Source organism: Rhodococcus sp. 06-221-2, from assembly GCF_002258365.1.
In the GTDB taxonomy this organism is placed as follows: Bacteria; Actinomycetota; Actinomycetes; order Mycobacteriales; family Mycobacteriaceae; genus Rhodococcoides; species Rhodococcoides fascians.
In genome coordinates this window covers 56030-82691 of record NZ_NOYJ01000033.1, presented here as the reverse complement: position 1 = coordinate 82691, position 26662 = coordinate 56030, and the positions used below count along the sequence as shown (strand labels likewise).

24 protein-coding genes are annotated in these 26662 nt (G+C 64.0%); 18 read left to right on the top strand and 6 right to left on the bottom strand.

Annotated elements, in window-relative coordinates:
- The first annotated feature begins 5 nt into the window (after window positions 1-5).
- Genes nuoL through nuoN form a run of 3 tightly spaced genes read left to right on the top strand, consistent with a single transcriptional unit; the run spans window position 6 to window position 4971 of the window.
- Window positions 6-1877: an NADH-quinone oxidoreductase subunit L gene (nuoL, locus tag CH281_RS19825; protein WP_032407074.1), complete on the top strand. Its 1872-nt coding sequence runs from the start codon at window positions 6-8 to the stop codon at window positions 1875-1877.
- Entirely contained in the window at window positions 1874-3412 is a 1539-nt protein-coding gene (locus tag CH281_RS19820) for an NADH-quinone oxidoreductase subunit M (protein ID WP_032407075.1), read from the top strand. Before nuoL ends, CH281_RS19820 begins: the two co-directional genes overlap by 4 nt.
- A complete protein-coding gene (nuoN, locus tag CH281_RS19815; RefSeq protein WP_045841815.1) occupies window positions 3409-4971 on the top strand; it encodes an NADH-quinone oxidoreductase subunit NuoN in 1563 nt (520 codons plus the stop codon). Before CH281_RS19820 ends, nuoN begins: the two co-directional genes overlap by 4 nt.
- An 11-nt stretch (window positions 4972-4982) precedes the next feature.
- Here nuoN and CH281_RS19810 read toward each other — a convergent pair whose 3' ends face one another.
- Window positions 4983-5462, bottom strand: a complete 480-nt coding sequence (locus CH281_RS19810) for a DUF4188 domain-containing protein (protein ID WP_032370831.1) — start codon at window positions 5460-5462, stop codon at window positions 4983-4985.
- Window positions 5463-5543: 81 nt separating this feature from the next.
- On the opposite strand from CH281_RS19810, the gene CH281_RS19805 reads away from it, so the two are divergent.
- On the top strand, window positions 5544-6137 hold the full coding sequence (locus tag CH281_RS19805; RefSeq protein WP_027496788.1) for a TetR/AcrR family transcriptional regulator: 594 nt from the start codon (window positions 5544-5546) through the stop codon (window positions 6135-6137).
- On the opposite strand, the gene CH281_RS19800 is transcribed toward CH281_RS19805, so the two are convergent.
- Window positions 6131-7054, bottom strand: a complete 924-nt coding sequence (locus tag CH281_RS19800; RefSeq protein ID WP_094695405.1) for a YdcF family protein — start codon at window positions 7052-7054, stop codon at window positions 6131-6133. The two genes, CH281_RS19805 and CH281_RS19800, sit on opposite strands and share 7 nt — an antisense overlap.
- Window positions 7055-7181: 127 nt before the next feature.
- On the bottom strand, window positions 7182-7436 hold the full coding sequence (locus CH281_RS19795) for a hypothetical protein (protein ID WP_032370974.1): 255 nt from the start codon (window positions 7434-7436) through the stop codon (window positions 7182-7184).
- Between the two features lie 107 nt (window positions 7437-7543).
- Here CH281_RS19795 and CH281_RS19790 point away from each other — a divergent pair, with 107 nt between their 5' ends.
- From CH281_RS19790 to CH281_RS19760, 7 genes are all read left to right on the top strand, one after another.
- Complete coding sequence (locus CH281_RS19790; protein ID WP_032366611.1) at window positions 7544-8059, top strand: DinB family protein; 516 nt, start codon at window positions 7544-7546, stop codon at window positions 8057-8059.
- Window positions 8060-8108: 49 nt separating this feature from the next.
- On the top strand, window positions 8109-9635 hold the full coding sequence (locus tag CH281_RS19785; RefSeq protein WP_052060648.1) for an aldehyde dehydrogenase family protein: 1527 nt from the start codon (window positions 8109-8111) through the stop codon (window positions 9633-9635).
- Window positions 9636-9659: 24 nt separating this feature from the next.
- Window positions 9660-11171 (top strand): APC family permease, encoded by a 1512-nt coding sequence (locus CH281_RS19780; RefSeq protein WP_032407077.1) that lies wholly within the window; start codon window positions 9660-9662, stop codon window positions 11169-11171.
- A gap of 12 nt (window positions 11172-11183) precedes the next feature.
- Entirely contained in the window at window positions 11184-12731 is a 1548-nt protein-coding gene (locus CH281_RS19775; RefSeq protein ID WP_032407078.1) for a GMC family oxidoreductase, read from the top strand.
- Window positions 12721-14670, top strand: coding sequence for a putative nucleotidyltransferase substrate binding domain-containing protein (locus CH281_RS19770; RefSeq protein ID WP_032407079.1), 1950 nt, complete (start codon window positions 12721-12723; stop codon window positions 14668-14670). The genes CH281_RS19775 and CH281_RS19770 overlap by 11 nt, the downstream gene beginning before the upstream one ends.
- Window positions 14671-14694: 24 nt before the next feature.
- Window positions 14695-17373, top strand: a complete 2679-nt coding sequence (locus CH281_RS19765) for an MGH1-like glycoside hydrolase domain-containing protein (RefSeq protein WP_238325087.1) — start codon at window positions 14695-14697, stop codon at window positions 17371-17373.
- Between the two features lie 116 nt (window positions 17374-17489).
- On the top strand, window positions 17490-18596 hold the full coding sequence (locus CH281_RS19760; protein ID WP_032407080.1) for an alcohol dehydrogenase catalytic domain-containing protein: 1107 nt from the start codon (window positions 17490-17492) through the stop codon (window positions 18594-18596).
- Window positions 18597-18599: 3 nt separating this feature from the next.
- Here CH281_RS19760 and CH281_RS19755 read toward each other — a convergent pair whose 3' ends face one another.
- Window positions 18600-19388: an ABC transporter ATP-binding protein gene (locus CH281_RS19755; protein WP_032387271.1), complete on the bottom strand. Its 789-nt coding sequence runs from the start codon at window positions 19386-19388 to the stop codon at window positions 18600-18602.
- 93 nt (window positions 19389-19481) lie between these two features.
- Between CH281_RS19755 and dapB the strand changes: the two genes are divergently transcribed.
- The 3 genes from dapB to CH281_RS19740 are packed head-to-tail and all read left to right on the top strand — an operon-like array spanning window position 19482 to window position 21168.
- Window positions 19482-20240 (top strand): 4-hydroxy-tetrahydrodipicolinate reductase, encoded by a 759-nt coding sequence (dapB, locus tag CH281_RS19750; protein ID WP_032387272.1) that lies wholly within the window; start codon window positions 19482-19484, stop codon window positions 20238-20240.
- Window positions 20241-20290: 50 nt separating this feature from the next.
- Window positions 20291-20710 (top strand): hypothetical protein, encoded by a 420-nt coding sequence (locus CH281_RS19745; RefSeq protein ID WP_072692106.1) that lies wholly within the window; start codon window positions 20291-20293, stop codon window positions 20708-20710.
- A 5-nt stretch (window positions 20711-20715) separates the two neighbouring features.
- On the top strand, window positions 20716-21168 hold the full coding sequence (locus CH281_RS19740) for a flavodoxin family protein (RefSeq protein ID WP_032366463.1): 453 nt from the start codon (window positions 20716-20718) through the stop codon (window positions 21166-21168).
- 56 nt (window positions 21169-21224) lie between these two features.
- On the opposite strand, the gene CH281_RS19735 is transcribed toward CH281_RS19740, so the two are convergent.
- Window positions 21225-21644: a hypothetical protein gene (locus tag CH281_RS19735; RefSeq protein ID WP_256983821.1), complete on the bottom strand. Its 420-nt coding sequence runs from the start codon at window positions 21642-21644 to the stop codon at window positions 21225-21227.
- A 170-nt stretch (window positions 21645-21814) separates the two neighbouring features.
- On the opposite strand from CH281_RS19735, the gene CH281_RS19730 reads away from it, so the two are divergent.
- The 4 genes from CH281_RS19730 to zwf are packed head-to-tail and all read left to right on the top strand — an operon-like array spanning window position 21815 to window position 26045.
- Window positions 21815-23185 carry an OFA family MFS transporter gene (locus tag CH281_RS19730; protein ID WP_027496813.1) on the top strand — a complete coding sequence of 457 codons (1371 nt, stop codon included), beginning with the start codon at window positions 21815-21817 and terminating at the stop codon, window positions 23183-23185.
- The gene (locus CH281_RS27610) at window positions 23182-23298 is read left to right on the top strand and encodes an MFS transporter small subunit (protein WP_420030340.1); all 117 of its coding nucleotides are present in this window, start codon (window positions 23182-23184) and stop codon (window positions 23296-23298) included. Before CH281_RS19730 ends, CH281_RS27610 begins: the two co-directional genes overlap by 4 nt.
- A gap of 35 nt (window positions 23299-23333) precedes the next feature.
- Window positions 23334-24542, top strand: coding sequence for a winged helix-turn-helix domain-containing protein (locus CH281_RS19725; RefSeq protein ID WP_032366464.1), 1209 nt, complete (start codon window positions 23334-23336; stop codon window positions 24540-24542).
- A 48-nt stretch (window positions 24543-24590) separates the two neighbouring features.
- Complete coding sequence (zwf, locus tag CH281_RS19720) at window positions 24591-26045, top strand: glucose-6-phosphate dehydrogenase (protein WP_027496815.1); 1455 nt, start codon at window positions 24591-24593, stop codon at window positions 26043-26045.
- 30 nt (window positions 26046-26075) lie between these two features.
- Here zwf and CH281_RS19715 read toward each other — a convergent pair whose 3' ends face one another.
- Window positions 26076-26552, bottom strand: coding sequence for a hypothetical protein (locus tag CH281_RS19715; protein WP_032366465.1), 477 nt, complete (start codon window positions 26550-26552; stop codon window positions 26076-26078).
- Between the last annotated feature and the right edge of the window lie 110 nt (window positions 26553-26662).

The window sequence follows — 26662 nt, the reverse complement described above, 5'->3', positions numbered from 1 at the left end:
AAACGATGTCGATCCTGTGGCTTCTCCCGGCTCTGCCGGCGTTCGGTGCGGCCGTCCTGCTGCTCGGTGGCCGGCGCTGCAACTCGTGGGGCCACCTTTTCGCGACGGCCGCCGCGGTGTCGTCGTTCGTCGTTGCGGCGCTGGTGTTCTCGTCGATGCTCGGACGGGACGAGTCGGACAGAACACTGACTCACACGCTGTTCCGCTGGGTGCCCGTCGACCAATTGCAGGTCGACTTCGGCATGCGTGCCGATCAACTCTCGATCTGTTTCGTCCTGTTGATCACCGGGGTCGGATCACTCATTCACGTGTACTCGATCGGGTACATGAGCCATGACCCGGAGCGGCGACGCTTCTTCGCGTACCTCAATCTGTTTCTCGCAGCCATGCTGCTGCTGGTGCTGGCAGACAATTTCCTCGGCCTCTATCTGGGGTGGGAGGGTGTCGGTCTGGCGTCGTACTTGCTCATCGGATTCTGGCAACACAAGCCATCGGCAGCGACGGCTGCTCGAAAAGCGTTCGTGGTCAACCGCGTCGGCGATATCGGCTTGGCCATCGCCCTGATGATCATGTTCGTGAACTTCGGGTCTGTGCAGTACGACGTGGTGTTCGCGGGAATCGGGAACGCGGGTGAATCGGTGGCGACCGCCATGGCACTGATGTTGCTGCTGGCGGCCTGCGGGAAGTCGGCCCAGGTGCCGCTGCAGTCGTGGCTCGGCGACGCGATGGAGGGCCCGACGCCGGTCTCCGCACTCATCCACGCGGCGACGATGGTCACCGCCGGGGTGTATCTCATCGTCCGATCCGGACCGGTGTTCGAGGCCTCGCCGGTGGCGCGGGCGGCGACCGTCACGGTCGGCGCGGTGACGTTGCTGTTCGGTGCCGTCATCGGTTGTGCGAAAGACGACATCAAGAAGGCGCTCGCCGCCTCGACGATGAGTCAGATCGGGTACATGGTGCTCGCGGCCGGACTCGGCCCGTCCGGCTATGCCTTCGCCATCGTGCTGCTGCTGTCGCACGGATTCTTCAAGGCAGGCCTGTTCCTCGGGGCCGGCTCGGTGATGCACGCGATGTACGACGAGACCGACATGCGACGGTTCGGCGGGCTCCGTGCCGCGATGCCGATCACGTTCGTCACGTTCGGTCTCGGCTACCTCGCCATCATCGGAGTTCCGCCGTTCTCCGGTTTCTTCGCAAAGGATCCGATCATCGAGATCGCGTTCGCGGCCGGGGGAGCGGCAGGTGTGGTGCTGGGCTGCGTCACGTTGCTCGGTGCGGGCTTGACGGCCTTCTACATGACTCGGGTGATGCTGATGACGTTCTTCGGCCCGAAACGCTGGTCGGCGCAGGCAGACCCGCACGAAGCGTCGGCGACGATGACAGCCCCCATGATTCTGTTGGCCGTCGGCTCGGTGGCATCGGGTGCCTTCCTTGCGGTGGGTGGACGCCTCGAGACGTGGCTGGAACCGGTGGTGGGATCGGCGCACGAAGAACACGCGATACCTGCCTGGGTCGTGACGGTCGCAGTTTTGGCGGTGGTACTCGTGGGTGCCGGCGTCGCGTACCGGAAGTACATCGCTCGTGACGTTCCCCCGATTCCACCCGAGGACGTATCGGTGCTGACCAGAGCCGCACGCGCTGACCTATACGGCGACGCCTTCAACGAGGTAGCATTCATGCGGCCCGGTCAAAAGCTCACGAACACAATGGTATTCGCCGACAAGGCGGGTATCGACGCGGTCGTGGACGGGGTGGGGAGATCGATCGGCGGAGTATCGACTCGATCGAGGCGGCTGCAGACCGGATTCGTACGGTCCTATGCGTTGGCGATGTTCGCGGGGGCAGTTCTCGTCGTGCTGATGGTGGTGGTCCTGTGACGTTCCCCTGGCTGACCGTCCTGTGGGTTCTGCCGATTCTCGGCGCGATTGTCGTCGCCCTGGTGCCGGCCGATCGTCCGACAATCGCGCGTGGTGTCGCCGTGGGGTTCGCTGCCGGCACACTCGTGGTGTCGGTGGTACTCGCCGTGGCATTCGACTCCGGTGGCGATCGCTACCAGTTCCTCGAAGATCATTCCTGGATAGGGGCATTCGGTGCGCGCTACACGCTCGGCCTCGACGGAATAGGCCTCGTGCTGGTGTTGCTCACCACCGTTCTGACCCCATTGCTCCTCGTCGCGGGCTGGCACGACGGCAGCCGTGTGGCGAACTACGGATCGCGCCGGGTCTCGCACACCTACATGGCGTTGATCCTGGTGGTCGAGTCCATGGTGCTCGTCTCGTTCCTCGCGTTGGACGTATTGCTGTTCTACATCTTCTTCGAGGCGATGTTGATTCCGATGTACTTCCTCATCGGTGGTTTCGGTGGTACCGAGCGCACGCGTGCCGCGGTGAAGTTCCTGCTGTACAACCTGTTCGGTGGCCTGGTGATGCTGGCTGCCGTCATCGGGTTGTACGTCGTCACGGCCAGGCCCGACGGCCCGTTCGACGGCGGGACGTTCGATTTACGCGCGATCGCGGATGCGGCGTCATCGGGGGGACTCGGTGTGGATCCGATGGTTCTGAACGCGCTGTTCCTCGGCTTCATGTTCGCGTTCGCGATCAAGGCACCGCTGTGGCCGTTCCACACGTGGCTACCCGACGCTGCAGTGCAGTCCACCCCGGCGACTGCTGTGCTGATGATGTCGGTGGTGGACAAGGTCGGCACCTTCGCCATGCTGCGCTTCTGCCTCGAGCTCTTTCCCGGTTCGTCGCAGACGTTCGCCCCGTGGATCATCACGCTCGCAGTGATCGGAATCGTGTACGGCGCGATACTGGCGATCGGTCAGACCGACATGATGAGACTCATTGCCTACACCTCGATTTCGCACTTCGGATTCATCATCCTCGGCATCTTCGCGATGACCGGTCAGAGTCAGGCCGGTGCCACGCTGTACATGGTCAACCATGGAATCTCCACCGCCGCATTGTTCTTGATCGCAGGCTTTCTCGTGTCCCGTCGTGGTTCACGCGCGATCGCCGACTACGGCGGCGTCCAGAAGGTCGCGCCGGTGCTCGCCGGAACGTTTCTGATCTCTGGTCTGGCCACGCTCTCGCTACCCGGTCTTGCCCCGTTCATCAGCGAATTCTTGTTGCTGATCGGCACATTCGGTCGCTACGGCGTCGCCGCAATCGTGGCCACCGGTGCGCTCGTGCTGTCGGCGATCTACATTCTCTGGCTCTACCAACGGGTGATGACGGGGCCCGTCCGAGAGGGCAGCGACAAGATCTCCGATCTCGTTCCCCGTGAGGCGTTGGTGGTGGTCCCGTTGCTCGCGCTGCTGATCGTGTTCGGGGTGTACCCGAAACCGGCACTCGACATCATCACTCCGGCAGTGCAATCCACGATCGTCGACAGTGCAGGAGGTCAACGATGACCACTCCCGAAGTGCAGTACGGTCTGCTGTCGCCCATGTTGATCGTCTTCGGTGTCGCGGTTCTCGGGGTTCTCGTCGAGGCGTTCGTACCGCTACGTGCTCGTCGCGCAACCCACGTGGGTCTCGCTCTGGCAGGGCTGGTCGGCGCCCTCGCGGCAGTGCTCGGCCTGGCCGGCACCGAGGCAGCCGCGATGAACGGGGCCGTCGCGATCGACGGACCGACTCTGTTCCTGCAGGGAACCATTGTGCTCGTGGCAATTCCGGCCATTGCACTGTTGGCGGAGCGCACCGTCGCCGTCACCGGGGCTGGGGCCGAGCGCCGCATCGACTCGTTCACTCCGCAGGCCTCGACCACGCCGGGCAGCGTGGCAGAGAAGCAGGCCATCGATGCAGGCGTCGCCCAGACCGAGGTCTTTCCACTGGCGATGTTCGCGATCGGCGGCATGCTGCTGTTTCCGGCGTCCACGGATCTGCTGACGATGTTCGTGGCGCTGGAGGTGCTGTCGTTGCCGCTGTATCTACTGTGCGGACTGGCGAGACGACGACGACTGCTCTCTCAGGAAGCAGCCCTCAAATACTTTCTGCTGGGCGCGTTCTCGTCTGCGTTCTTCCTGTTCGGAGTCGCGTTCCTCTACGGCTACGCCGGGACGGTCCGATTGGACGGCATCGCCGACGCCATCACGGCAAACGGCCAGGGCAGATCACTCGCGCTGATCGGAACCGCCTTGCTTGCGGTGGGTCTGCTGTTCAAAGTCGGTGCCGTGCCTTTCCATTCGTGGATTCCCGACGTCTACCAGGGTGCCCCTACTCCGGTGACGGCGCTGATGGCCACCGTGACCAAGGTGGCGGCCTTCGGTGCGATTCTGCGAATCTTCGGAATGGCGCTGCCCGGTCTCGAGTCGAGTTGGCGTCCGATGTTGTGGGTGATCGCCATCGCGACGATGGTGCTCGGTTCGGTTGTCGCGGTGACGCAGACCGACGTCAAACGAATGCTGGCCTACTCGTCCGTGGCGCACACCGGGTTCATCCTCACCGGAGTGACTGCGCTGGGTAGTTCGGGTGATGTACGTGATTCGGGGGTGTCGGCCACGATGTTCTACCTGCTTGCCTATGCCTTCAGCACGCTGGGTGGATTCGCCGTCATCGGTCTGGCCCGAGACGAACGCGGTGAGGTGAGCGACCTGGAGCGATGGGCGGGTATCGGTCGCCGCTCGCCGCTCGTCGCCGCTGTGTTCGGCTTGTTCCTGCTTTCGTTCGCCGGGATCCCGCTCACCAGTGGGTTCATCGGTAAGTTCGCGGTGTTCAGCGCAGCCTCGGGTGCGGGGGGAGCCGCACTGGTCGTGGTCGGAGTGGTGTGCAGTGCGATTGCAGCGTTCTTCTACGTGCGCGTGATCGTGCTGATGTTCTTCACCGAACCCAGCGAACGGACCGCCACGGTGGTGCGTCCTACCGCGCCGGTGGCCTGTGCGATCGGGGTGTCGGTGATCGTCACCGTGGCACTGGGAGTCTTTCCTCAGCCCGTTCTCGATATCGCCGCGCGGGCCGGGAACTTCCTCTAGCTCGTACAGGCCTACTTAGCGGACTTCATTCGCTGCTTCCACGTGTGCGAGCCGGTGCCCACGGGGATTCCACCGATGGCTCCCGCGAGGCCGAATGTCGGCATGTTGACGTAGATCGCTTCACTGTCCTGGGCTGTCGCGGTATAGGTTTCGTGCCATACGCCGACATGGCCGGTCGCAGCGACCGATCGGTTGAAGGCACGCCATGCGGGGGCATGTGGTGCGTCGGGATCGGAGGCGAATCGCGTCAGGTCTTCCGCGTTGCGCCAGTAACTGACGAGCATGGTGGTGCGGCCCAACCACGAGTGGTAGCCGAGCAGTCCGGAGGTGGGATCCTGCTCGAGGTGGCTGAGCATCCGCGGCATCGCGCGCGCGGCGGGAAGCCAGGAGCGAACGGCAAGGGGATTGTTGATGCGCATTCCGATGAGGAAGACCGTGACGGTGTCGCGGTCGGATTCGACCGTGGTGCGGCCGTCGATGATGGATTGCATGACGTGTTCCCGTCTGTTCGTTTCGGGGCCGAGCGCATGGCGTGACACTGTTATAAAACACTGTTGTGATAGATTTCGCAAGTGGCGAGACCCAGAATTCACGATGCCGAACTGCGCACCCGGCTACTCGAAGCCGCAGCGGAAACCGTTGCGCGCCATGGCGTCGACTCGTTGTCGTTGCGTAAACTCGCGGCCGCGCAGGGCACCTCGACCACGGCCATCTACTCGCTGTTCGGCGGTCGAGCGGAGCTGCTGGTGGCTCTGTTCGGCGCGTCGTTCTCGAGTTTCGGTGACGCGCAACGCAGCGTTCCTGTCACCGGGGAATCCGAGGTCGACCTGCGCGAACTGGCATTTGCGTACCGCCGCTGGGCCATGGCCAACCCACACCTCTACGCAGTGATGTTCGGCGGAGTGCTCGGTTCGGTCGACGTATCCGATCAAGCACACCTCGCGGCCGCCGCGATGGATCCGCTTCGGGCGGCGGTGGCGAGCGCCGTCGAGGCAGGCACGATGAGCGGCGCGTCGGTGGACGTGATCAGCCACTCGTTCTGGGCGATCGTGCACGGTCTGGTGTCGCTCGAGTTGTCGATACCCGGGATGGCCGACGACGAGGATCGTCGGGTGATGTTCGACGCCGGGGCGGCGTCTGTGCTGCGCGGGTGGATGCGTCAGTAGGTGCGCGGTATCCCGATGATCTTGGTGGCGTCGACGGTCATGCCCAACCGTGCTGTCGGAGCGAGCGCGGGCAGGGCCGGAAGATCGTCGGGGGTGGATGTGGCGGCACCGATCACGTCGGCACCGGCGATCTCGAAGTCGGAGATCGCTCGCCGAAGATGGCTGGGAGTTGTTGCGAGCACCAGATTCACAGCACCGATCTCAGTAGCCAGTGGGGTGGCGCGCTGCGCATTCTGCACCGTCGAATTCGCAGTGGACTCGGCGTGAATGCGGTCGGCCGCAATCTCGTTGTCGATCAGCCACTTCTTCATCGCTTCGGCTTCGGTGACGCCGCGCTGCGGATTTCCGCCGGTGACGATAATGGGTGATTCGGGGGAACGCTCGGCGACCGCGGCAGCGGATTTCAGTCGCTGCACCAATTCCGGTGCCATACTGCCGTCGTCGTTCAGGCCCAGGCCGAGCACCACGATTGCCGTCCTCACGCCATCGGTCGCAGGCGTGAAGTCGATCGCCTCCGTCGCCGCCTCGTCGATGACTTCGATAGCCCGATCCACCGCATCGGCAAGCGGGGGAGACAGGGCGCGCAGGCGGGCCGAGTGCTGCGCTCGCGCGTCGGCATCATCGGTTGCGTTGGCGTAGAACGTCTGCAGTGCTGCGACATTGGCATCGTTCGGTGCGGCGGTGGCAACCGCGTCCAGTGCGGCGAAACCGGCCTCGTAGCGACCCTTGACCAGAGCATTCTGCGCATCGTTGTACTGCTGCGCGGCGGCCGAACGTACTGCGTCGGCAATCGTTGGGGTCGAGATCGGCGCAGCGGGCTCGGCCGTCGCCGAACTGGATCCCAGGGCGAGCCCGAACACGGCGACACAGGAGACCACGGCAACGCGAATCGACGGTTGTTGTCGGCCGGATCGCATTGTCGGCTGCCCTCCTGAACGGTGACGGGTTTTCGTCACCCTAGCTCAGTTCGGTGCCAGTGTGGCTGGTGTGATCCGAGTTGCTCGAGTTACAGGATTGTACTTCGGTGTCGGCTGAACTCGATCGTCACATCGTGACCGGAGCGCGTCCGCGGTCAGCTGGTTCGATGGTCACCTCGGCGTCGGGAAGGAAAACTCGCTCGGTCGTGGTGGTTCCGTCGACGCCATCGGTGACCGTCACCGCCACGTTCTCGGCAACCTGCCCAGCGCTTTCGATGAACCCGGTCGCGACACCCTCCTCGATGAGGAGATGATCACCCACCAACAGAAGAAGCTCATCCGCCGTCACCGTTCGCCTGCCGCCCACATCTTCGATTGTCATGAATCCCACCGTAGTGTGAATTGTCCGAATGGGTTGTTGCTGGGGCTTCGCACTCTGTTTCGGGCGGGTCGTTCGGCAGGAGCCACTTCGTGCTCGACAATCGCAGTATGAGCTTCACCGCGCCCACGCCCGATCCCGTCGACGGTCCGCTCGTCGGTGACGACAGACCCATTCTCGAAGGAATGCTGCGTTGGCATAGAGCCACGTTGTCGAACATCTGTGCCGGTGCCGATGCCGAACAGCTTGCGCAACGCCCCTTCTCGCACTCGACGCTCTCCCTCCTCGGACTCGTCCGGCACCTCGCGAAGGTCGAACGCATCTGGTTTCGAGAGCGACTGGCGTCGATGTCGTTCGATCCGATGTACGACGCTGCGTTGGGTAAGGATTCCGACTTCCTGGGCGCGACGGCATCGAGTGCAGAGTCGGACTTCGCGCGATTCGCTGCCGAGTGCGAGGCCTCGGACGTGGTCGCTGCCCAATACTCGTTCGAGGATCCGGTCGACTGTCGCGGCGGGCCGATGTCATTGAGGATGGTCTACGTGCACATGATCAGTGAATATGCGCGGCACAACGGGCACGCGGACATCATCCGCGAACAGATCGATGGAGTCACCGGCCGCTGAGGCATACCGTAGACACACCAACAGGCCCCCACACGGAAGAAGGTGTCGAGTGACCGACTCCGATGCAGGATTCGACCCGAGCTCACTGCGGCCGTCGTTGTTCATCGACGGGCAATGGCAGGAAGCCGGTGACGGCGGGACCCGCGACATCGTCGATCCGTCCAACGGCAGCGTGGTGGCCGTCGTCGACGAGGCGACACCCGACGATGCCCTGGCTGCGGTTGCCGCGGCGCGGGCAGCGTTCGACGACGGCCCCTGGCGCTCGGTGACGGTGGGTGAGCGCAGTGATCTGCTCAATCGCATCGCGGACTTGCTCCAACGGGACAAGGCGAAGTTGGCGCATATCGAGACCCTCGATACCGGAAAGACGTTCGGCGAGAGTGAGATCGATATCGACGACGTCACCTCGGTGTTCCGCTTCTATGCCGATCTCGCTGTGGTGCAGGCAGATCGACTGATCGACGTCGACCGTCCGGAAATTCTGAGCCGAGTGGTGCACGAGCCCATCGGTGTCTGCGTCATGATCGCACCCTGGAACTACCCGCTGTTGCAGATCTCGTGGAAAATCGCCCCCGCCTTGGCTGCTGGGTGCACCATGGTGCTCAAACCCAGCGAGGTGACGCCACTGAGCACCATCGCGTTCACCAAGCTCGTGGAAGAAGCGGGAGTGCCTGCCGGTGTGGTCAACCTGCTGCAGGGCAGCGGCGCAACGCTCGGAGATGCGCTCACCAGGAACCGCGACGTCGACTTCGTCTCCTTCACCGGCGGACTCGCCACTGGCAGGCACATTCTTGCCGCGGCCGCGGAGAACGTCACGAAGGTGGCGGTGGAACTCGGGGGAAAGAATCCACACATCGTGTTCGCCGACGCGGTGGCCGACGAGCAGTCGTTCGCCGATTCGGTCGACAACGTACTGACCGGAGTGTTTCTGCATTCCGGTCAGGTGTGTTCGGCCGGTACCCGATTGATCATCGAGGAATCAGTGGCCGACCGGTTCGTGGCCGCCGTGGCAGAGCGCGCGAAGACCATCGTGATGGGGCCGGGTATGGACCCGGCCAGTGAGACCGGACCGCTGGTGTCGCAGGCGCAGCGCGAGAAGATCGAAGGCTTCGTGGCGACGGGTATCGAGGAGGGGGCCACCTTGGTCATAGGAGGTACCAAGCCGGACGATCCGTCCTTGAGCAAAGGTAGCTATTTCCTGCCCACCATCTTCGATCACTGCGATCGGTCGATGAATATCGTGCAAGACGAGACGTTCGGGCCCATACTCACTGTGGAGCGATTCGACACCGAGGCCGAGGCGCTTCTACTGGGTAACGATACGAATTACGGTCTCGCCGCGGGTGTTCGGACGTCCGACGCCGCGCGAGGCGAAAGAATGGTGCGTGGGCTTCGTCATGGAACGGTGTGGCTCAACGACTTCGGTGTCTACACGGCGGCCGCGGAATGGGGCGGCTTCAAGCAGTCCGGGAACGGCCGCGAACTCGGACCGTCCGGTATGTCCGAATATCAAGAAGCGAAGCATATTTGGCACAACACCTCACCTACAGCGGCGGGGTGGTTCGGTACCCGATAGAGCACGATGGGAAAGGCCACAGGCATGGCAATACTGAACGACAATTCGAGCGGAATGGACGATTTCGGCTACAAGGAATCGCTCGACCGCAGTCTCGGCAAATTCGCCAGCTTCGCCGCAGGCGTCAGCTACATCTCGATCCTCACCGGCACCTTTCAGCTGTTCTACTTCGGCTTCGGCACCGCCGGACCGGCATACCTGTGGTCGTGGCCTGCGGTCTTCGTCGGTCAGCTCTGCGTGGCACTGTGCTTCATGGAGTTGGCAGCGAAGTATCCGGTGGCGGGATCGGTGTACAACTGGGCGAAGCTGTTGGGCCGCAGGATCGTCGGTTGGTCGGCGGGCTGGTTGATGCTCACGGCATCGATCGTGACACTGGCCGCCGTTGCCCTCGCTCTGCAGCTGAATCTGCCACGTATCTGGAGCGGATTTCAGATCATCGGTGACGGCTCGGGTGCCACCGACTTCGCGGCCAATGCAGTGCTGCTCGGTGCGATTCTGATCGCCATCACCACCACGATCAACGCGCTGGGCGTTCGATTGATGGCGATGATCAACAGTGCGGGTGTGTTCATCGAACTCATCGCGGCCGTGCTCATCGCGATCTTGCTCGCGGCCAACATCACTCGGGGACCCGAGGTGTTCTTCTCCACCAACGGCTACGGTGCCGGTGAGAGCGGCGGCTACCTCGGTGCCTTCCTGGTCGCGTCGCTGGCGTCGGGATACGTCATGTACGGATTCGACACCGCGAGCTCGCTCGGGGAGGAAACCGTCGAACCTCGGCGCACCGCTCCCAAAGCGATCTTTCGCGCCATCCTCGCCTCGTTCGTCATCGGTGGAGCCATCCTGGTGTTCGCCGTCATGGCCGCGCCGGACCTGAACGATCCTTCCCTCGGCAGCCCCGACGGCAGCCTGCAATCCATCGTCGAATCGGTGATGTGGGGCCCGCTCGGCACCGTCTTCCTCATCTGCATCGTCATTGCGGTCTTCGTCTGCTCACTGGCAGTACACACCGCGGCGATCCGGCTCACGTTCGCCATGGCGCGAGACAACGCGTTGCCCTTCGGCGAAAGCCTGGCCAAGGTGAATCCGAAGACGCAGACCCCGGTGGTGCCCGCGGTGACCATCGGAGTGCTGGCCATCGTGATCCTCGTCGTCAACATCGGTCAGCCGCAGATCTTCACGGTCCTCACCTCGATCGCGATCATCATGATCTATCTCGCGTATCTGATGGTCACCGGACCACTGTTGGTCAAGCGCATCAAAGGCGAGTGGCCGCCGGAGGATCTCAAACCCGGCGGATACTTCACGATGGGTAAGTTCGGCCTGCCGGTCAACATTGCGGCGGTGGTGTGGGGTGCCGGGATGGCGCTCAACCTCGCCTGGCCGCGCGAGGCCGTGTACGGAACCCCCTGGTACAACACGTTCGGTGCGTTCGTCTACATCGGTGGCATCCTGGGCGTGGGCCTGCTGTGGTACGCAATCAAGGGGCGCAAGCACATCGGCACTCTGAAATCACATGCCTCCACGGGCAACTAGAAGGAGCGTGCAGTGACAGACACCCAGTTCGATTACGTCGTCGCGGGAGGTGGCACGGCGGGGTGCGTCCTGGCCGCGCGGCTGAGCGAGGATCCTTCCGTCAGCGTCTGCCTGGTCGAGGCAGGTCCCACCGACGTCGGCGACAAAGCGATCCGGGAACTCGTCGAGTGGATGCATCTGCTCGACTCCGGCTATGACTGGGACTACCCCGTCGAACCGCAGGAACGTGGCAACAGCTTCATGCGGCATGCGCGTGCGAAAGTGCTCGGCGGTTGCTCGTCGCACAACTCCTGCATCGCTTTTCATCCGCCGGCGGAAACTCTCGACGATTGGGCCGCGGCCGGTGCGACGGGCTGGGGCGCGTCGGACATCCTGCCGTTCGTTGCGCGCGTAGAGAACAACGACACCGGCCGCGGTCACGACGGACCCGTTCGAATCCGCGACGTGCCGCCGCACGATCCATGCGGTGCAGCAGTGCTCGAATCGGCCGCCGGAGTAGGGCTTCCCACCGTTGCATTCAACCGCGGGACGCCGGTACTCAACGGTGCCGGCTGGTTTCAGATCAACGCGGGTGAGGACGGGTCGCGTATGTCGACGTCCCATGCCTACCTGCACCCGATCATCGGATCGCGGCCCAACCTCGAGGTGCGCACCGACTGCTGGATCAGCGAGATTCTGATCGACGAGTCGCTGACCGCTACGGGTGTGCGGTACCAACGCCCCGACCTGACCGGTTACGACACCGTGTCCGCGCGACGCGAAGTGATCGTCACCGCCGGTGCCATCGACACTCCGAAGTTGTTGATGCTCTCCGGAATCGGACCGGCGGCACAGCTGCAGGAGATGGGAATCACCGTTCGGGTCGATTCACCGGGAGTGGGAGAGAACCTCGACGACCACGTCGAGGGGCTGGTGTTCTGGGAGGCGAGCAAGCCCATGGTCACCACGTCCTCGCAGTGGTGGGAGATCGGCGTGTTCGCGCAGACCGACTCGTCGCTGAACTACCCGGACATCATGATGCACTACGGCAGCGTGCCGTTCGACATGAACACTCTCCGGTGGGGTTATCCGAGCACCGACAACGGGTTCTGTTTGACGCCCAACGTCACCCAGGGTCGTTCTAGGGGAACTGTTCGGTTGCGCAGCAGGGACTTTCGCGATCGCGCAAAGGTGGATCCGCGCTATTTTACCGATGCCGACGGCCATGACGACGCGGTGATGCTCGCCGGTCTGAAGCTGGCGCGCGCTATCGCCGCAGACGGTCCACTCGCGGGTTGGATCGAACGCGAACTCGCACCCGGGCCCGATGCCGTCACCGACGATGATCTGCTCGACTACGTGCACAAGACCCACAACACGGTCTATCACCCGGCAGGCACGGCGCGGATGGGATCGGTGGACGACACCATGGCCGTGCTCGATCCCGAGTTGCGCGTCAAGGGCGTTTCGAACCTGCGCGTGGTCGACGCGTCGGCGATGCCGAAGCTGCCGTATGTCAATCCCAACATCACGGTCATGACCATGGCGGAAAAGTGCGCCGACCTGATCCGTGGCGGATAGATCGGAGCTTGCCGACTTCCTCGGCGCGCACCCACCGTTCCAGGGCGCGTCACCTGCGGTACTGACCGACATCGCCGGAGCAGCCGTCGAACTCGACTATGCCAGTGGCGCATGGGTTGTGGGCCCGACGTCGAAGCTCGATGTGGCCGACACCGTGTGGGTGGTGCGTACCGGTCGAGTGGTGATCGTGCACCACGACGACACCTCGCCCGCCGCCGTACCGATCGACACCATCGGTCCGGGCGGGGTCTTCGGTTTCTCGGCGTTGCTTGTCGGCGGGACGGTCGAATTCTGTGCGCGCGCAACCGAGCCGAGCACCGTTCTTCGGTTGCCCGGAGAGCTGATTCGACCGCTGTTCGCAACGCCGACCGGGCTGGCGTTTCTGGCCGACGCCGTCACCTCGGCCAGCACGCATCGCGGTGGGGCGGCCGAGGGTAGTGCCGGCCGCGCCGTCGGCGAACTGCTCTCGGCCCCAACGGTGTTCGTCTCCGTCGGCACCTCCGTCCGAGACGCAGTTCGGCACATGACCGAACAGGGCAGCTCGTACGTCCTGGTTCCGCTGCGAGGTTCGCGCTACGGAATATTCACCGACCGTGACCTCAGGGTGCGGGTGGTCGCCGCGGGAATCGGCGTCGACACCCCGGTCGAGCACGTCATGACGTCGCCCACCGAGACGGTCACCGCGGACCGGTTGGCCGGCACCGTCCTGATGGACATGCTCGAGCTGGGACTGCGGCACATGCCCGTCGTGTCCAGCCGAGGCGAGGTTCTCGGCGTCGTCGAGGACTCCGATCTGCATGCCGCGTCCACGCGTCGCAGCTTCGTGGTTCGTCGCGCGGTGACCTCGGCAACGACATCGGCCGAACTCGCCGACGCAGGAAGGCTCGTTCCGGGATTGGTGGCGGACCTGTTCCGGGGTGGGACCGACGCCCTGGCCGTCAGCGCGATTCTGTCCGTCGTGGTCGACAGCCTCGTTCGCCGAGCCGTGGAGATCGAATGGGCGGCGCGGCCCGAAGTACCGCGACACAACTTCGCCTGGATCACCCTGGGCAGCGTCGCCCGACGGGAGGCGATGCCCTCCTCGGACGTCGACAGCGCTTTGACTTGGTCGGATACCACCGCCGACCCCTACGTGCGTGGACGATCGAACTCGGTGCCGAGAACTCGCGACGAAGTGCTGATGGGCCTGGCCGCTCGGGTACACGCGAGCCTCGACGGTGCCGGGTTGCCGTCCGACACCAACGGTGCGGTTGCGAGTTCGCCGAGATTCGCACGCTCGGCCGGACAGTGGGAAAGTGCCGCGGCCCACTGGCTCAGCAACCCCTTCGGCGATCGTGGCAAAGCAGGAACCTCTGGTCGTTCCGCAGGCTCCACTCCGGCTGGGGACTCCGGCCTCATCATGTCCTCGCTGATGATCGACGGCAGGGTGGTGTGGGGCCCGCGGGAGTTGAACACCGTTCCCGACGCCTATCGCCGACTGCTGGTGGACAACCCCGATGCTCTGCGACTGCAACTCAGAGATGCCCTCGCCGGACGGGCCAGGCTGCGTTCGCTGCGAGACGTGCTGGCGCGGCGCGGCGGTACGTTCGACCTCAAGGCCCATGCACTGACTCCCATCGTCAATCTCGCTCGGTGGGGTGGACTGTCGGTGGGAATGGCCTCGGCCTCGACACCGGCGCGTCTGGCGGCCGCGTCGGGCAACGGGATGCTCTCCGAACGGGACGTCACCACGTTGACCGAGGTGTTCGCGTTGCTTCAACGGCTGCGGCTGTCACACCAGATCGATCAGGTGACGGCAGGCCATCGGCCCGGTGATGTGCTGATCATGGCCGATCTCTCACCGCTCGAGCGCAGTCTGCTCACCGACGGCATCCGAGAGATCGCCGCGGTGCAACGCCGAGTCGGGTACCTCGCCGCCAATGTCGGCGTGCATCGCTGACCGGGAAGCACCAGACTGTGTGCCGTGACCACCAATCCCGTGAGCGTTCCCACCCCGTCCACCGTCGAACACAACCGTTTGGCGGAGTCACCAGGGGTCAGCGGGCCATGGCGTCAGTGGGGACCGTACCTGGCGGGACGGCAGTGGGGCACGGTGCGAGAGGACTACTCAGAGGACGGAAACGCGTGGGCGTCGTTTCCGTTCGATCAGGCGCACAAGCGTGCCTACCGCTGGGGTGAGGACGGAATCGGTGGAATCTGCGATCGATTCGGTTTCCTGAATTTCGCGTTCGCCCTGTGGAATCGCAAGGATCCGATTCTGAAGGAACGACTCTTCGGGTTGGCCAACGAGGAGGGGAATCACGGCGAGGACGTCAAGGAGTATTTCTGGGCGATCGACGGCACCCCGACGCACAGTTGGATGCAGTGGCTCTACCGCTACCCGCATGCGGAGTATCCGTACGCGCACCTGCGCGAGGAGAGTGCCCGACGCGGCCGAGACGACCGCGAATACGAACTGGCCGATACCGGGATCCTGGACGAGAACCGGTTCTTCGACGTTCAGGTCACGTATGCGAAAGCGTCGCCCGACGACATCTGCATCACGATCTCCATCACCAATCACGGACCCGAGGCGGCATCGGTCGATCTGCTGCCGCAACTGTGGCTGCGCAACACCTGGTCGTGGGGGCGCGACGATCGCGGCGGATCGCTCACCCAGCTGACCCGACCGGAACTGCTGGCCGGCGGCCTCGAGGGCGTTGCCGCCGATCACGGCTTTCTCGGTCGGTACTACCTCAGCGCCGAAGGTACGCCGGCGGTCCTGTTCTGCGACAACGAAACCAACGCCGAGGCCCTGTGGGGGCAGGAGAACATCTCCCCATATCCCAAGGACGGCATCGGCCGACATGTCGTCGACGGCGAACAGGGTGCGGTGAACCCCGAGCAGACCGGAACGAAGGCTGCATTCTGGTATAGATTCGACGACATCGCCTCGGGTGCAACCGAATCGGTGCGACTGCGCTTGTCGCCCCATCGGCCGGACGAGCAGACGTTCGGTGCGGGATTCGACGCGGTCACCGGTGACCGTCGTGCGGAGGCGGACGAGTTCTACGGCGCAGTGATCGGTGCGGACCTCACCGATGCCGATCGACACGTGGCGCGGCGGGCATATGCGGGGCTGTTGTGGACCAAGCAGCTCTACCGCTACGACGTCGAGCAGTGGATCGAGGGCGACAAGGTGGGAGCCCCGGCGCCGCACTCGCGTCAGGACCCCAAGGGCCGTAACGCCCATTGGCGTCACCTCGCACTGGCCGATGTGATTTCGATGCCCGACGAGTGGGAATATCCGTGGTTCGCCGCCTGGGACTTGGCCTTTCACGCTATTCCTCTCGCACATGTGGACCCGGACTTCGCTAAGGAGCAGTTGGTCCTGATGTGCAGGGAATGGGCCATGCATCCCAACGGCCAACTGCCGGCCTACGAGTGGGAGTTCGGCGACGTCAACCCCCCGGTCCACGCCTGGGCGGCCTGGCACGTCTATCGGATCGACGGGTACCGGGATCGCGAGTTCCTGGTCCGGGTGTTCACGAAGTTGCTGCTCAACTTCGCGTGGTGGGTCAATCGCAAGGATTCGGAGGGGTCGAACATCTTCGAGGGCGGGTTCCTCGGTATGGACAACATCGGATTGTTCAATCGCTCCGCTCCGCTGCCGCCCGGTTTCCGTCTGGAACAGTCCGACGCCACGAGTTGGATGGCGTTCTACTGCCAGCAGATGTTCAAGATCGCACTCGAGCTCGCGCGCCACGACAGCGCCTGGGACGACGTCGCGACCAAGTTCTTCTCGCACTTCCTCTCGATCGCGAAGGCGGTCAACTCGTTCGGTTCGCAGCACATTTCGCTGTGGCACGAGGAAGACGGATTCTTCTACGACGTTCTCGTGCAACCCGAGGGCGACGCGGTACCGATGCGAGTGCGATCCATGGTCGGTCTGCTTCCCATTCTCGGGGCCACGGAAATTCCGCCCTGGGTCGAGGCGGAGTGCCCGGACCTCGCGGCGCGGCTGCGGTGGGTTCAGCACCGTCGGCCGGAAATGGTCTCACCGCTGCTGGCGCGTCGGGAAGGCAACGAGGTGCGCCTTCTGCTCACCCTCGTGCAGCCCGAACGTCTCAAGCGGATCCTCTCTCGCATGTTCGACTCGGAAGAGTTCCTGTCGGACTTCGGTATTCGTTCCTTGTCGGCTTCGTACCGCGAGCCGGTCACGTTCGACGTCGACGGTCGAAGCCTGTCCATCGAGTACGAGCCGGGGGAGTCACGGACCGGAATGTTCGGGGGCAACTCCAATTGGCGAGGGCCGGTGTGGTTCCCGGTGAACGTGCTGCTGGCGGACAAGCTGCGCGCCTACGGGCGCTACTACGGCGACTCGTTCACCATCGAAATCCCCACCGGATCGGGCAACCACCGCACCCTCACCGACGCTGCCGACTTGATCGACAACGGTCTCGCCGGACTGTTCCGTCCGGTCGACGGTAAGCGGCCTGCCGACGGTCAGCGGATCGAATCGAGTTCGGATCCACTGTGGAGTGAGCACCCCACGTTCAACGAGTACTTCGACGGAGACACCGGCGAGGGACTCGGAGCAACACACCAAACCGGCTGGACGGCGTTGGTTGCGCACCTGCTCAGGCCCCGTCTGCCGCTGTGAGGGCCTGCGGCCCATGTGAGTGGAACTTCGTAGTGGGCTACGAAGTGTTTTCGGGTCGTTCCGCGGGCTCCACTCCAAATCCACGCACATGCGGCGCAGCCGCATAGTCTGGCGGGATGAAGATTCGCGGCGCTGTACTCGAAGAAATCGGCCGATCTCGTCCCTTCGCGGACTCGCATCCCATCACCGTCTCCGATCTCGAACTGGGCTCACCGGGTGACGGGGAACTGCTCGTCCGGATCGAAGCCGCCGGACTGTGCCACTCGGATCTGTCGGTGGTCGACGGTAATCGCGTTCGTCCGGTACCGATGCTGCTCGGCCACGAGGCCGCGGGCCGCGTCGAGGAAGTCGGCGCGGGCGTCGACGACATAGCAGTCGGAACCCGTGTGGTCATGACGTTCCTGCCGCGCTGCGGTGACTGCGCGGGGTGCGCCACGGACGGCCAGATGCCCTGCGTCGTGGGAAGCGCGTCGAACAATGCGGGCACGTTGCTCGGCGGAGACATCAAATTGCATCGAGACGGTGCCGAGATCAAGCATCACCTCGGAGTCTCCGGCTTCGCCACACACGCAGTGGTCAGTAGAAAGTCGGTGGTACCGGTCGACGACGACATCCCAGCCGACATCGCAGCGGTCCTCGGTTGTGCAGTGCTCACCGGCGGCGGCGCTGTCCTCAACGCCGGAACTCCGAAGCCAGGGCAGTCGGTGATGGTGGTCGGCCTCGGCGGAGTGGGCATGGCGGCCGTACTGACCGCGGTATCGATCGGTGCCGGTGAGGTCATCGGTGTCGACGGCGTCCCCGACAAGCTCGTCGCCGCAACCGATCTGGGTGCAACACAGGTCTATTCACCTGCGGATCTCGCAGAGAAGGGGATCAAGGCGGACATCGTCATCGAGGCAGCGGGAAACGCCCGTGCATTCGAAACTGCTGTCGCGGCAACGGCTCCCGGTGGAAAGACGATCACCGTCGGCCTACCTGCTCCCGACGCCCGTTCGTCGATCTCACCTCTCGGTCTGGTAGCCGAGGCGCGCACGATCATCGGTAGTTACCTCGGCTCGGCCGTCCCGGCGCGCGACATTCCGACGTACGCCCAGATGTGGCGCGAGGGTCGACTGCCCGTCGAGAAGCTGATCTCCTCGCGCATCACGTTGGACGAGATCAACCGCGGCATGGACGAATTGGCCGACGGCAACGCCATCCGTCAGGTCATCGTTTTCGACTGACCGTCAGCGGTGGGCCGCGGTGGCCACCCACCGCCCGCGACGGCGAGAGATGTCGATCGGATGGTCGAAGCACGTGCTGATGTTGTCCGTCGTCAGCACCGTGTCGACAGGCCCCTGAGCGTGCACGCGCCCGTCGCGGATCAGCAATGCGTGGGTGGTCGAGGTGGGGATTTCCTCGAGATGGTGGGTGACCAGGATGCTGGCGAGCCCGGGATGTTCGGCACGCAGCGAGTCCAGCGCCGTCAGGAGTTGTTCGCGGGCAGCGAGATCGAGGCCGGTGGCGGGTTCGTCGAGTAGCAGCAGCGCCGGATCGGGCAGCAGTGCGCGAGCGATCAGTGCCCGGCCCCGCTCGCCCTGGGAGAGGGTGTGCCACGACGCGTCCACGCGGTGGGCAACTCCCAGCGACTCGACGAGCCGGTTGGCGCGAGCGACCTGGTCCTCGGTGGCCGACCACCTCGGGATCAGATCGGGCGTGTTGGTCAGTCCCGTCAGGACGACCTGGAGCAGAGTCAGCGGGGCCTCGATCTTCAGACGAGGGTCGACGTGTCCGATGTGCGTGCGTAATTCGCGCATGTCCACGCGGCCCAGGCGGTGGCCCAGTACGTGCACCGCGCCCCGCGTGGGATGGACGACGGCTCCCAGCAAGCTGAGCAGGGTGCTCTTGCCGGCACCGTTGGCACCGAGCAACACCCAGTGCTCGCCTTCGTCGACCCGCACGGTCGCATCGCTGAGGAGATAGCGGCCGCCACGGACGAGATCGACGCGGTCGGCGAACAGAACGCTGGACTTCACCGACCGACCGTAGCTGCCGGTGTCGGGGGCCTGGAAGTAGGCTCGGTCTTCGGTAGGACGACAAGACGACGACGAAACGAGTGTGGGAACGACGTGAGTGCAACGGCACCTGTTCGAGTAGGGGTACTGGGGTCACGCGGCAAGGTCGGTCAGGCGATCTGCGCCGCAGTCGACGCAGCCGGCGATCTGGAGCTCGTGGCAACTGTCGACCAGGGCGATCCGCTGGCGAACTTCGTCGACAGCGGTGCGCAGGTGGTCGTGGATTTCACCCATCCCGATGTGGTCATGGACAACCTGCAGTTCTTGGTCGAGCACGGCATCCATGCCGTCGTCGGCACGACGGGTTTCGACGAGCAGCGGCTCGAGCAGGTTCGTGAGTGGTTGGCCGGATCCCCACAGACGGGTGTGTTGATTGCACCGAACTTCGCCATCGGAGCGGTGCTGTCGATGCGCTTCGCTCAGCAGGCAGCCCGATTCTTCGATTCCGTCGAGGTGATCGAGCTGCACCACCCGAACAAGGCCGATGCGCCCTCGGGGACCGCGTACCGTACCGCCGCGCTGATCGCCGAAGCGCGGGCGGCAGCGGGCACCCCGAAGAGTCCCGATGCGACGACGACGGAGCTCGACGGTGCTCGCGGAGCCGACGTCAACGGGGTGCGCGTGCACTCCATCCGACTGGCGGGACTCGTTGCGCATCAAGAGGTTCTGCTGGGGACACAGGGGGAGACGCTGAGCATCCGACACGACTCGCTGGACCGGACGTCCTTTGCGCCCGGCGTACTGCTCGGAGTCCGAGAGATCGCTGCCCGTCCGGGGCTGACCGTCGGCCTCGACCCGCTTCTGGATCTGTGAGCTGATCGACAGTGAACAAAGCGACCAAAGTCGTCGCCATCATTGCAGTGATGGTGTTGATCCTCGGCTTCTACTTCTTCCTGCTCGGACAGCGCGGAGTGACGTTGATCCAGAACGGCGGGGTGGCCAGTATTGCCCTGGGGATCGGGGTGATTCTGCTGCCGATCGTCGGGTTGTGGATCGTGTGGGCGACGCTCAAAGCAGGATTGGACCATCAGCGGCTGGCGTCGCGCATCCGAGAGGAAGGCCTCGAACTCGACGTCGACGATCTGCCGAGGAGGCCGTCGGGGCGCATCGAACGAGACGCGGCCGACGAACTCTTCCAACAGGTCAAGGCCGAATGGGAAAAAGACCCCGACAACTGGCGCAATTCGTATCGGCTGGCGCGGGCCTACGATTACGCGGGTGATCGCGGGCGAGCTCGCGAGACGATGAAACGTGCTGTGGCACTGGAACGTGCCGAGAGCTGACGGACATGGCGCGCACTCTGCTGATCGTTCACCACACTCCGAGCCCGCCGATGCGGGAACTGCTCGAATCGGTCCTCGCCGGAGCCCGTGATCCCGAGATCAGCGGTGTGGACGTGCGCAGTGTGCCTGCGCTCGGCGCGACAGTCCCGGATGTGCTTGCCGCCGATGGCTTTCTCTTCGGTACCCCGGCGAACTTCGGTTACATGAGTGGTGCCCTGAAACACTTCTTCGACACCGTCTACTACCCGAGTCTCGATGCGGTATCCGGAAAGCCCTACGGTGCGTGGGTGTACGGAAACAGTGACACCGCTGGTGCCGGGCGGGCAATCGAAAGTATTGCAGCGGGTTGGGGATTGGACAAGGTTGCCGAGACCGCTCACCTGGTGGACAGCGGCAAGGAGTCGCGGGAGCGCTGCTACGAGCTCGGCGGGACGATCGCAGCCGGTCTGTCCGACTGACTGCGGCCCGAGTCGGCGTGTACGTCTCGGCACGCTGCGGCCGCGCGAGTACCGACTCAGTCCGACTCGACAGGGGAGTGGGATCGCAGCACGTCGTCGGCTGGGATCGACAACGGAATTTCCAGAAGTCGTTCCGGCCAACTCGGGTACGCGGGTCTGATCCAGACACGGTTGTCGTCGAGCTGAGTCATCAACACCCGGCGCCACTGCCAATCGTCCTGCGGTGTCAGCAGATCGGTCTCGGGCTGCAACGGCAGTGGGGCTTTCGTCCAGTGCGGCAACGACAGGGACGCCAGTCCGCGTTCCTCCAGGGCGGCAATCGCGTCCACCAGCGACACACCCAGCGCAACAGTGATACCCACCGGATTGACGGCATCGACCAGGTATCCCTCGTCGTGTTCGTCGTACGGGGCCGATTCACCCGCGCTGTGTGCGACGGTCCATCCGATCACCTCGCCGTCCGAGGCTCGTTTCACCGGCAATCTGCTACGCCACCGCTCGACATCCACTTACTCGAGGATACGCGGCTCGATGTAGTGAGTTCGGTGAAGAAACTATGTCCGATTGTGAGCAGGCAGGGTCGTGCTCGTGTTTGACTGCAGGGGATAGTCGACATTTGTACCGCTCTCCATATCAAGGGATTTCGATGACCCTCCCCATTCTCGACCGCTCCAGAATCGTTGCTACGCCCGAGTGGAGTCGCTGGCTGATACCCCCGGCAGCCCTGTCGATACACCTGGCGATCGGATCTGCGTACGCCTGGAGCGTCTTCAAGAACGCCATCTCACAGCCCGACGCCCTGGGGCTCAGCGGAACGGTCACCGCCATACCGTTTCAGCTCGCCATCGTCATGCTCGGCCTGTCGGCCGCGATCTTCGGCACCAGAGTGGAGAAGAACGGCCCGCGTTGGGCGATGGCCGTTTCACTTGTCTTCTTCGTATCGGGACTGCTGATTTCCGCACTCGGCATGGCACTCGGCCAGTTCTGGCTGGTGATCTTCGGATACGGCTTCATCGGCGGTATCGGCCTCGGAATCGGATACATCTCGCCCGTGTCGACGCTGATGAAGTGGTTCCCGGACCGGCCGGGAATGGCGACCGGTATCGCGATCATGGGCTTCGGCGGCGGCGCCCTGATCGCGTCACCTCTCACCAGCCAACTGATGGTGAACTTCGGCGGCTTCACCGATGGTTCGATCGCCAAGACGTTCCTCACCCTCGGCGTCGGGTACGCGGTGTTCATGGCGCTGGGAGTCGTGCTGATCAGAGTCCCGGCCGAGGGGTGGACACCGAAAGGCTGGACGCCTCCCGCGGCGTCGGCGATGATCTCGACGCACAACGTCTCCGCGGCCAACGCCGTCAAGACTCCGCAGTTCTGGCTCCTGTGGGTGGTGTTGTGCTTCAACGTCACTGCCGGCATCGGCATCCTCGAACGCGGCTCCGGGATCTACCAAGACTTCTTTCCGGACGCCACCTCCCCGGAATCGTTGGCCGCGGCGGCCGCTGGTTTCGTAGCGTTCCTGTCTCTGACCAACATGATCGGTCGCTTCGTCTGGTCCTCGGTCTCGGACGTGGTGGGTCGCAAGAACATCTACCGTCTGTACCTCGGTGTCGGCGCGCTCCTGTACCTGTATATCGCCCTGTTCACCAACACGAACAAGATCCTCTTCATGGTGTCGGCGCTGTTGATCCTGTCGTTCTACGGCGCGGGATTCGCAACCGTTCCGGCCTATCTCAAGGACCTCTTCGGTACGTACCAGGTGGGCGCAATCCACGGACGACTGCTCACCGCATGGTCGGTGGCAGGTGTTCTGGGACCACTGATCGTCAACGCCATCGCCGACGCCGGCGAGGCGGGAACCACCGGCCGGTACCTCCCGGCCTTCTACGTGATGATCGGATTGTTGGTCGTCGGGTTCCTGGCCAACGAAGCCATCAAACCGGTGGCGTCGAAATTCCATGAATCCGATTCGGCCGACGCCGCCGATTCGACGACCTCGACAGGAGCCAAGGCATGACCACCGCGCGAATGCAGGGAACGATGGTGATCGCATGGCTCTGGGTGTCCGTGCCGTTCGCCTACGGACTGTACGAGCTGATCCTCAAGGCCAAGAATCTCTTCAGCACCTGAACCACCGTGTCGGTGGATCGTGACAGGGTGGCCCGATGCGAGACATGAGCGCTGCCATGGCGCGCCGCACCGCCTTGGCCGCCCAAGGACTGGCGTCGGCCCGATCGCGCACGCGGCCGGCGAGCAAGAGCGCGGTGCACGGAGCCATCGACACCACCGGGTTGTTGCAGATCGATTCGGTGTCGGTGGTGGTGCGCGCGCACTACGCGCCGGTGTTCAGTCGCGTCGGTGCCTACGACAGAAAAATCCTCGACGACGCCGCCTGGACCGACACCACCCGACGCCCGAGGCGGTTGGTCGAATACTGGGCGCACGAGGCAGCGTTGCTCCCGGTGGAGGACTGGCCGCTGATGCGGTGGCGTATGGAGTTGTACCGACACGGTCGATGGGGTGGAGCCGCCCGCATTCTCGATCGTGAACCCACACTGGTGGACGATGTTCTCGCCGTGATCGCAGAGCACGGCGCGGCCAGTGCGGGTGAGATCGAGAAGCATCTCGACGTCGAGAAGCCCGGGCGCAAGGGTCCCTGGTGGGATCGAAGCGACGTCAAGGTCGTGTGCGAGCAACTCTTCGCTGCCGGAGTGGTCAGCGTGCCGGCACGGTCCGGGTTCGTTCGGCAGTACGAGCTCAGCGAACAGGTGCTTCCCGACGCTGTTCTCCGCAGGCAGGTCGACGAAGCGGATGCGGTGCGGGCCCTGATCGAAAAGTCCTCTCGTGCACTGGGAATCGGCACCGAGCCGGATCTGCGGGACTACTATCGGCTCTCCCAGAAGCAGTCCAAGGCCGCAATCGCCGACCTCGTGGAAGACGGCGTCCTGGAGCAGGTATCCGTCCGAGGGTGGAACGCGCCGGCCTATGTGCACCGCGACGCCAGAACACCGAGGACTGCCACCGTCGCAACCCTGTTGTGCCCGTTCGATCCGATGATCTTCTATCGGCCGCGTGTGGAGAGAATCTTCGATTTCCACTATCGCATCGAGATATACACCCCGCAGCACAAGCGAATTCACGGGTACTACGTATTTCCCTTCCTGCTGGACGGCCATCTCGTGGCGCGCGTCGATCTCAAGGCCGTGCGGGCCAACTCGGAACTACACGTCATAGCGGCGTACGTCGAAGGCGACCGCGATCCACGCGACATCGCACCCCGGTTGCGCGACGTCCTGCACGAGATGGCGGAGTGGCTCGAACTCGAACGCGTGGTGGTGGGTACCCGAGGTGATCTCGTCGCTGCGCTGCGATGACATGATCCGGCGTGCGCTCGATCCGGATCGATGCCAGTATTTTCGAGCATGACCACTTTTCCGACAGGCATCGACACCGAACTCCCACCCCAGGTCGTCGTCCTGTTCGGGGCGACCGGGGATCTGGCCAAACGGAAATTGCTCTCCGGGATGATGCACTTGGCGCTGTCCGAGCTGGCACCGAACATCCGCGTGGTGGGTACCTCGCTCGAGGAGATGTCCACCGACGAATTTCGCGCCCTCGCTCGCGAATCGATCAATGCGTACTCCAGCCGCAAAGTCGGCGACGAACAGTGGCGGCAGTTCGCGTCGCGGCTGACGTACGTCTCGCAGAAAGCCGGGCCGGCGGCGCTGGGTGCCGCGGTAGCCGAGGCCGAGATCGAACTCGGAGGCAACGCCAGGCGGTTGCACTACCTGTCGGTTCCGCCGAGAGCTGCACTGGCCGTTGTGGATACGCTCGCCTCCGCAGACCTGGTCAAGCGATCGCGCATCATCATGGAGAAGCCGTTCGGAACCGATCTGCAGAGCGCAATCGACCTGAACGCTCGCCTGCACGAGACCTTCGACGAAGAACAGATCTATCGAATCGATCACTTCCTCGGCAAGGAACCGGCGCAGAACATCCTGGCGTTCCGTTTCGCCAACGGGCTGTTCGAGCCGATCTGGAACCGCAACTTCATCGATCACGTTCAGATCGACATCCCGGAGGAGCTCGCCCTCGACGGTCGGGCCGGGTTCTACGAGTCCACCGGTGCGTACAAGGACATGGTCGTCACTCACCTGTTCCAGGTGCTCGCGTTCATGGCGATGGAACCGCCGACGGCACTCGAACCGCGTGCGATCGGTGAAGAGAAGAACAAGGTGTTTCGATCGATGGTCCCGCTGGACCCGAAAAATGTTGTGCGCGGACAATATACGGGCTACCGCTCGGAGGAAGGTGTCGCCCCCGATTCCGACACCGACACGTTCGTGGCACTGAAATGCGAAATAGACAACTGGCGCTGGGCCGGTGTGCCGTTCTACCTCCGTAGCGGGAAACGTCTCGCCGAAGGCCAACGCATCATTTCGATAGCGTTCCGAGAGCCACCGAAGAGCATGTTCCCTGCCGGTTCGGGCGTCGGAGCGCAAGGTCCCGACCACCTCACCTTCGACCTGGCGGACGCATCCAAGGTGTCGCTGTCGTTCTACGGCAAGCGGCCCGGGCCCGGGATGCGGCTGGACAAACTGAGCATGCAGTTCGCCACTCACGAAACCGAACGCGCCGGCGACGTGCTCGAGGCCTACGAGCGGTTGATCCTCGACGCCATGTACGGCGACCACACCCTGTTCACGACGGCGGAGGGTATCGAACGACTGTGGCAGGTATCGGAGCCGTTGCTGGCCGATCCACCGCCGGTGCGCCTGTACTCACCGGGGTCGTGGGGCCCCAACGCAATTCATCAACTCATCGCGCCGCATGCCTGGCGGCTGCCGTTCGAGCGACAGTGGAGAGAGAAGAAGTAGAGGCGCGTGAAGAAACAGGGGAGAGAGCCCTCAGTTGTTCCAACCGCGGTCCTTGCGCATCTGATCTCGTAGCGCGCCCTGAACTGCTTGGGAGAGCCACGAGTTCAGGGACACCCCGCTGTTGTTCGCTGCGTCCTCGGCTCGTTCCTTGATCTGCTCGACGAGTCGGAGCGTGACGCGTCGTACCTCGCCCGAGACGTCGTCCATGGTCGGATACTCCTCGGCAACAGGCTCTTTCGGCTCGCTGGCGTGGTCCGATGTCGAATCGTTGCGTCGAACGTCTGCGTGTGCCTGTCCACCGTCCAGGCGGACGACCACGGTTCGATCGTCCAGTGCGTTCGACACCTCGGCCGCGAAGTCCGACAGGGCGGTCAGCAGCATCAACCGCGCCGACGCTTCCGCGGTCTTGCCGAGGGCCTCGGCTGTCTGCCGGGTGTGTTCATCGCCCAACGCCGCCGCGGCCATCAAATCGGTGCGCAGAGTGTCGGTGTACTGGCTCAGTTCCATGACGCCAGTGTGACGTCATAAATGGCGTCAGTCAAGGCGGCGGGTGATGTCAGCTCGACGTCACGAAGGCATCAGCGGTGGCGTCGTGCGCGGCAGGGTGCGGTCGTCGC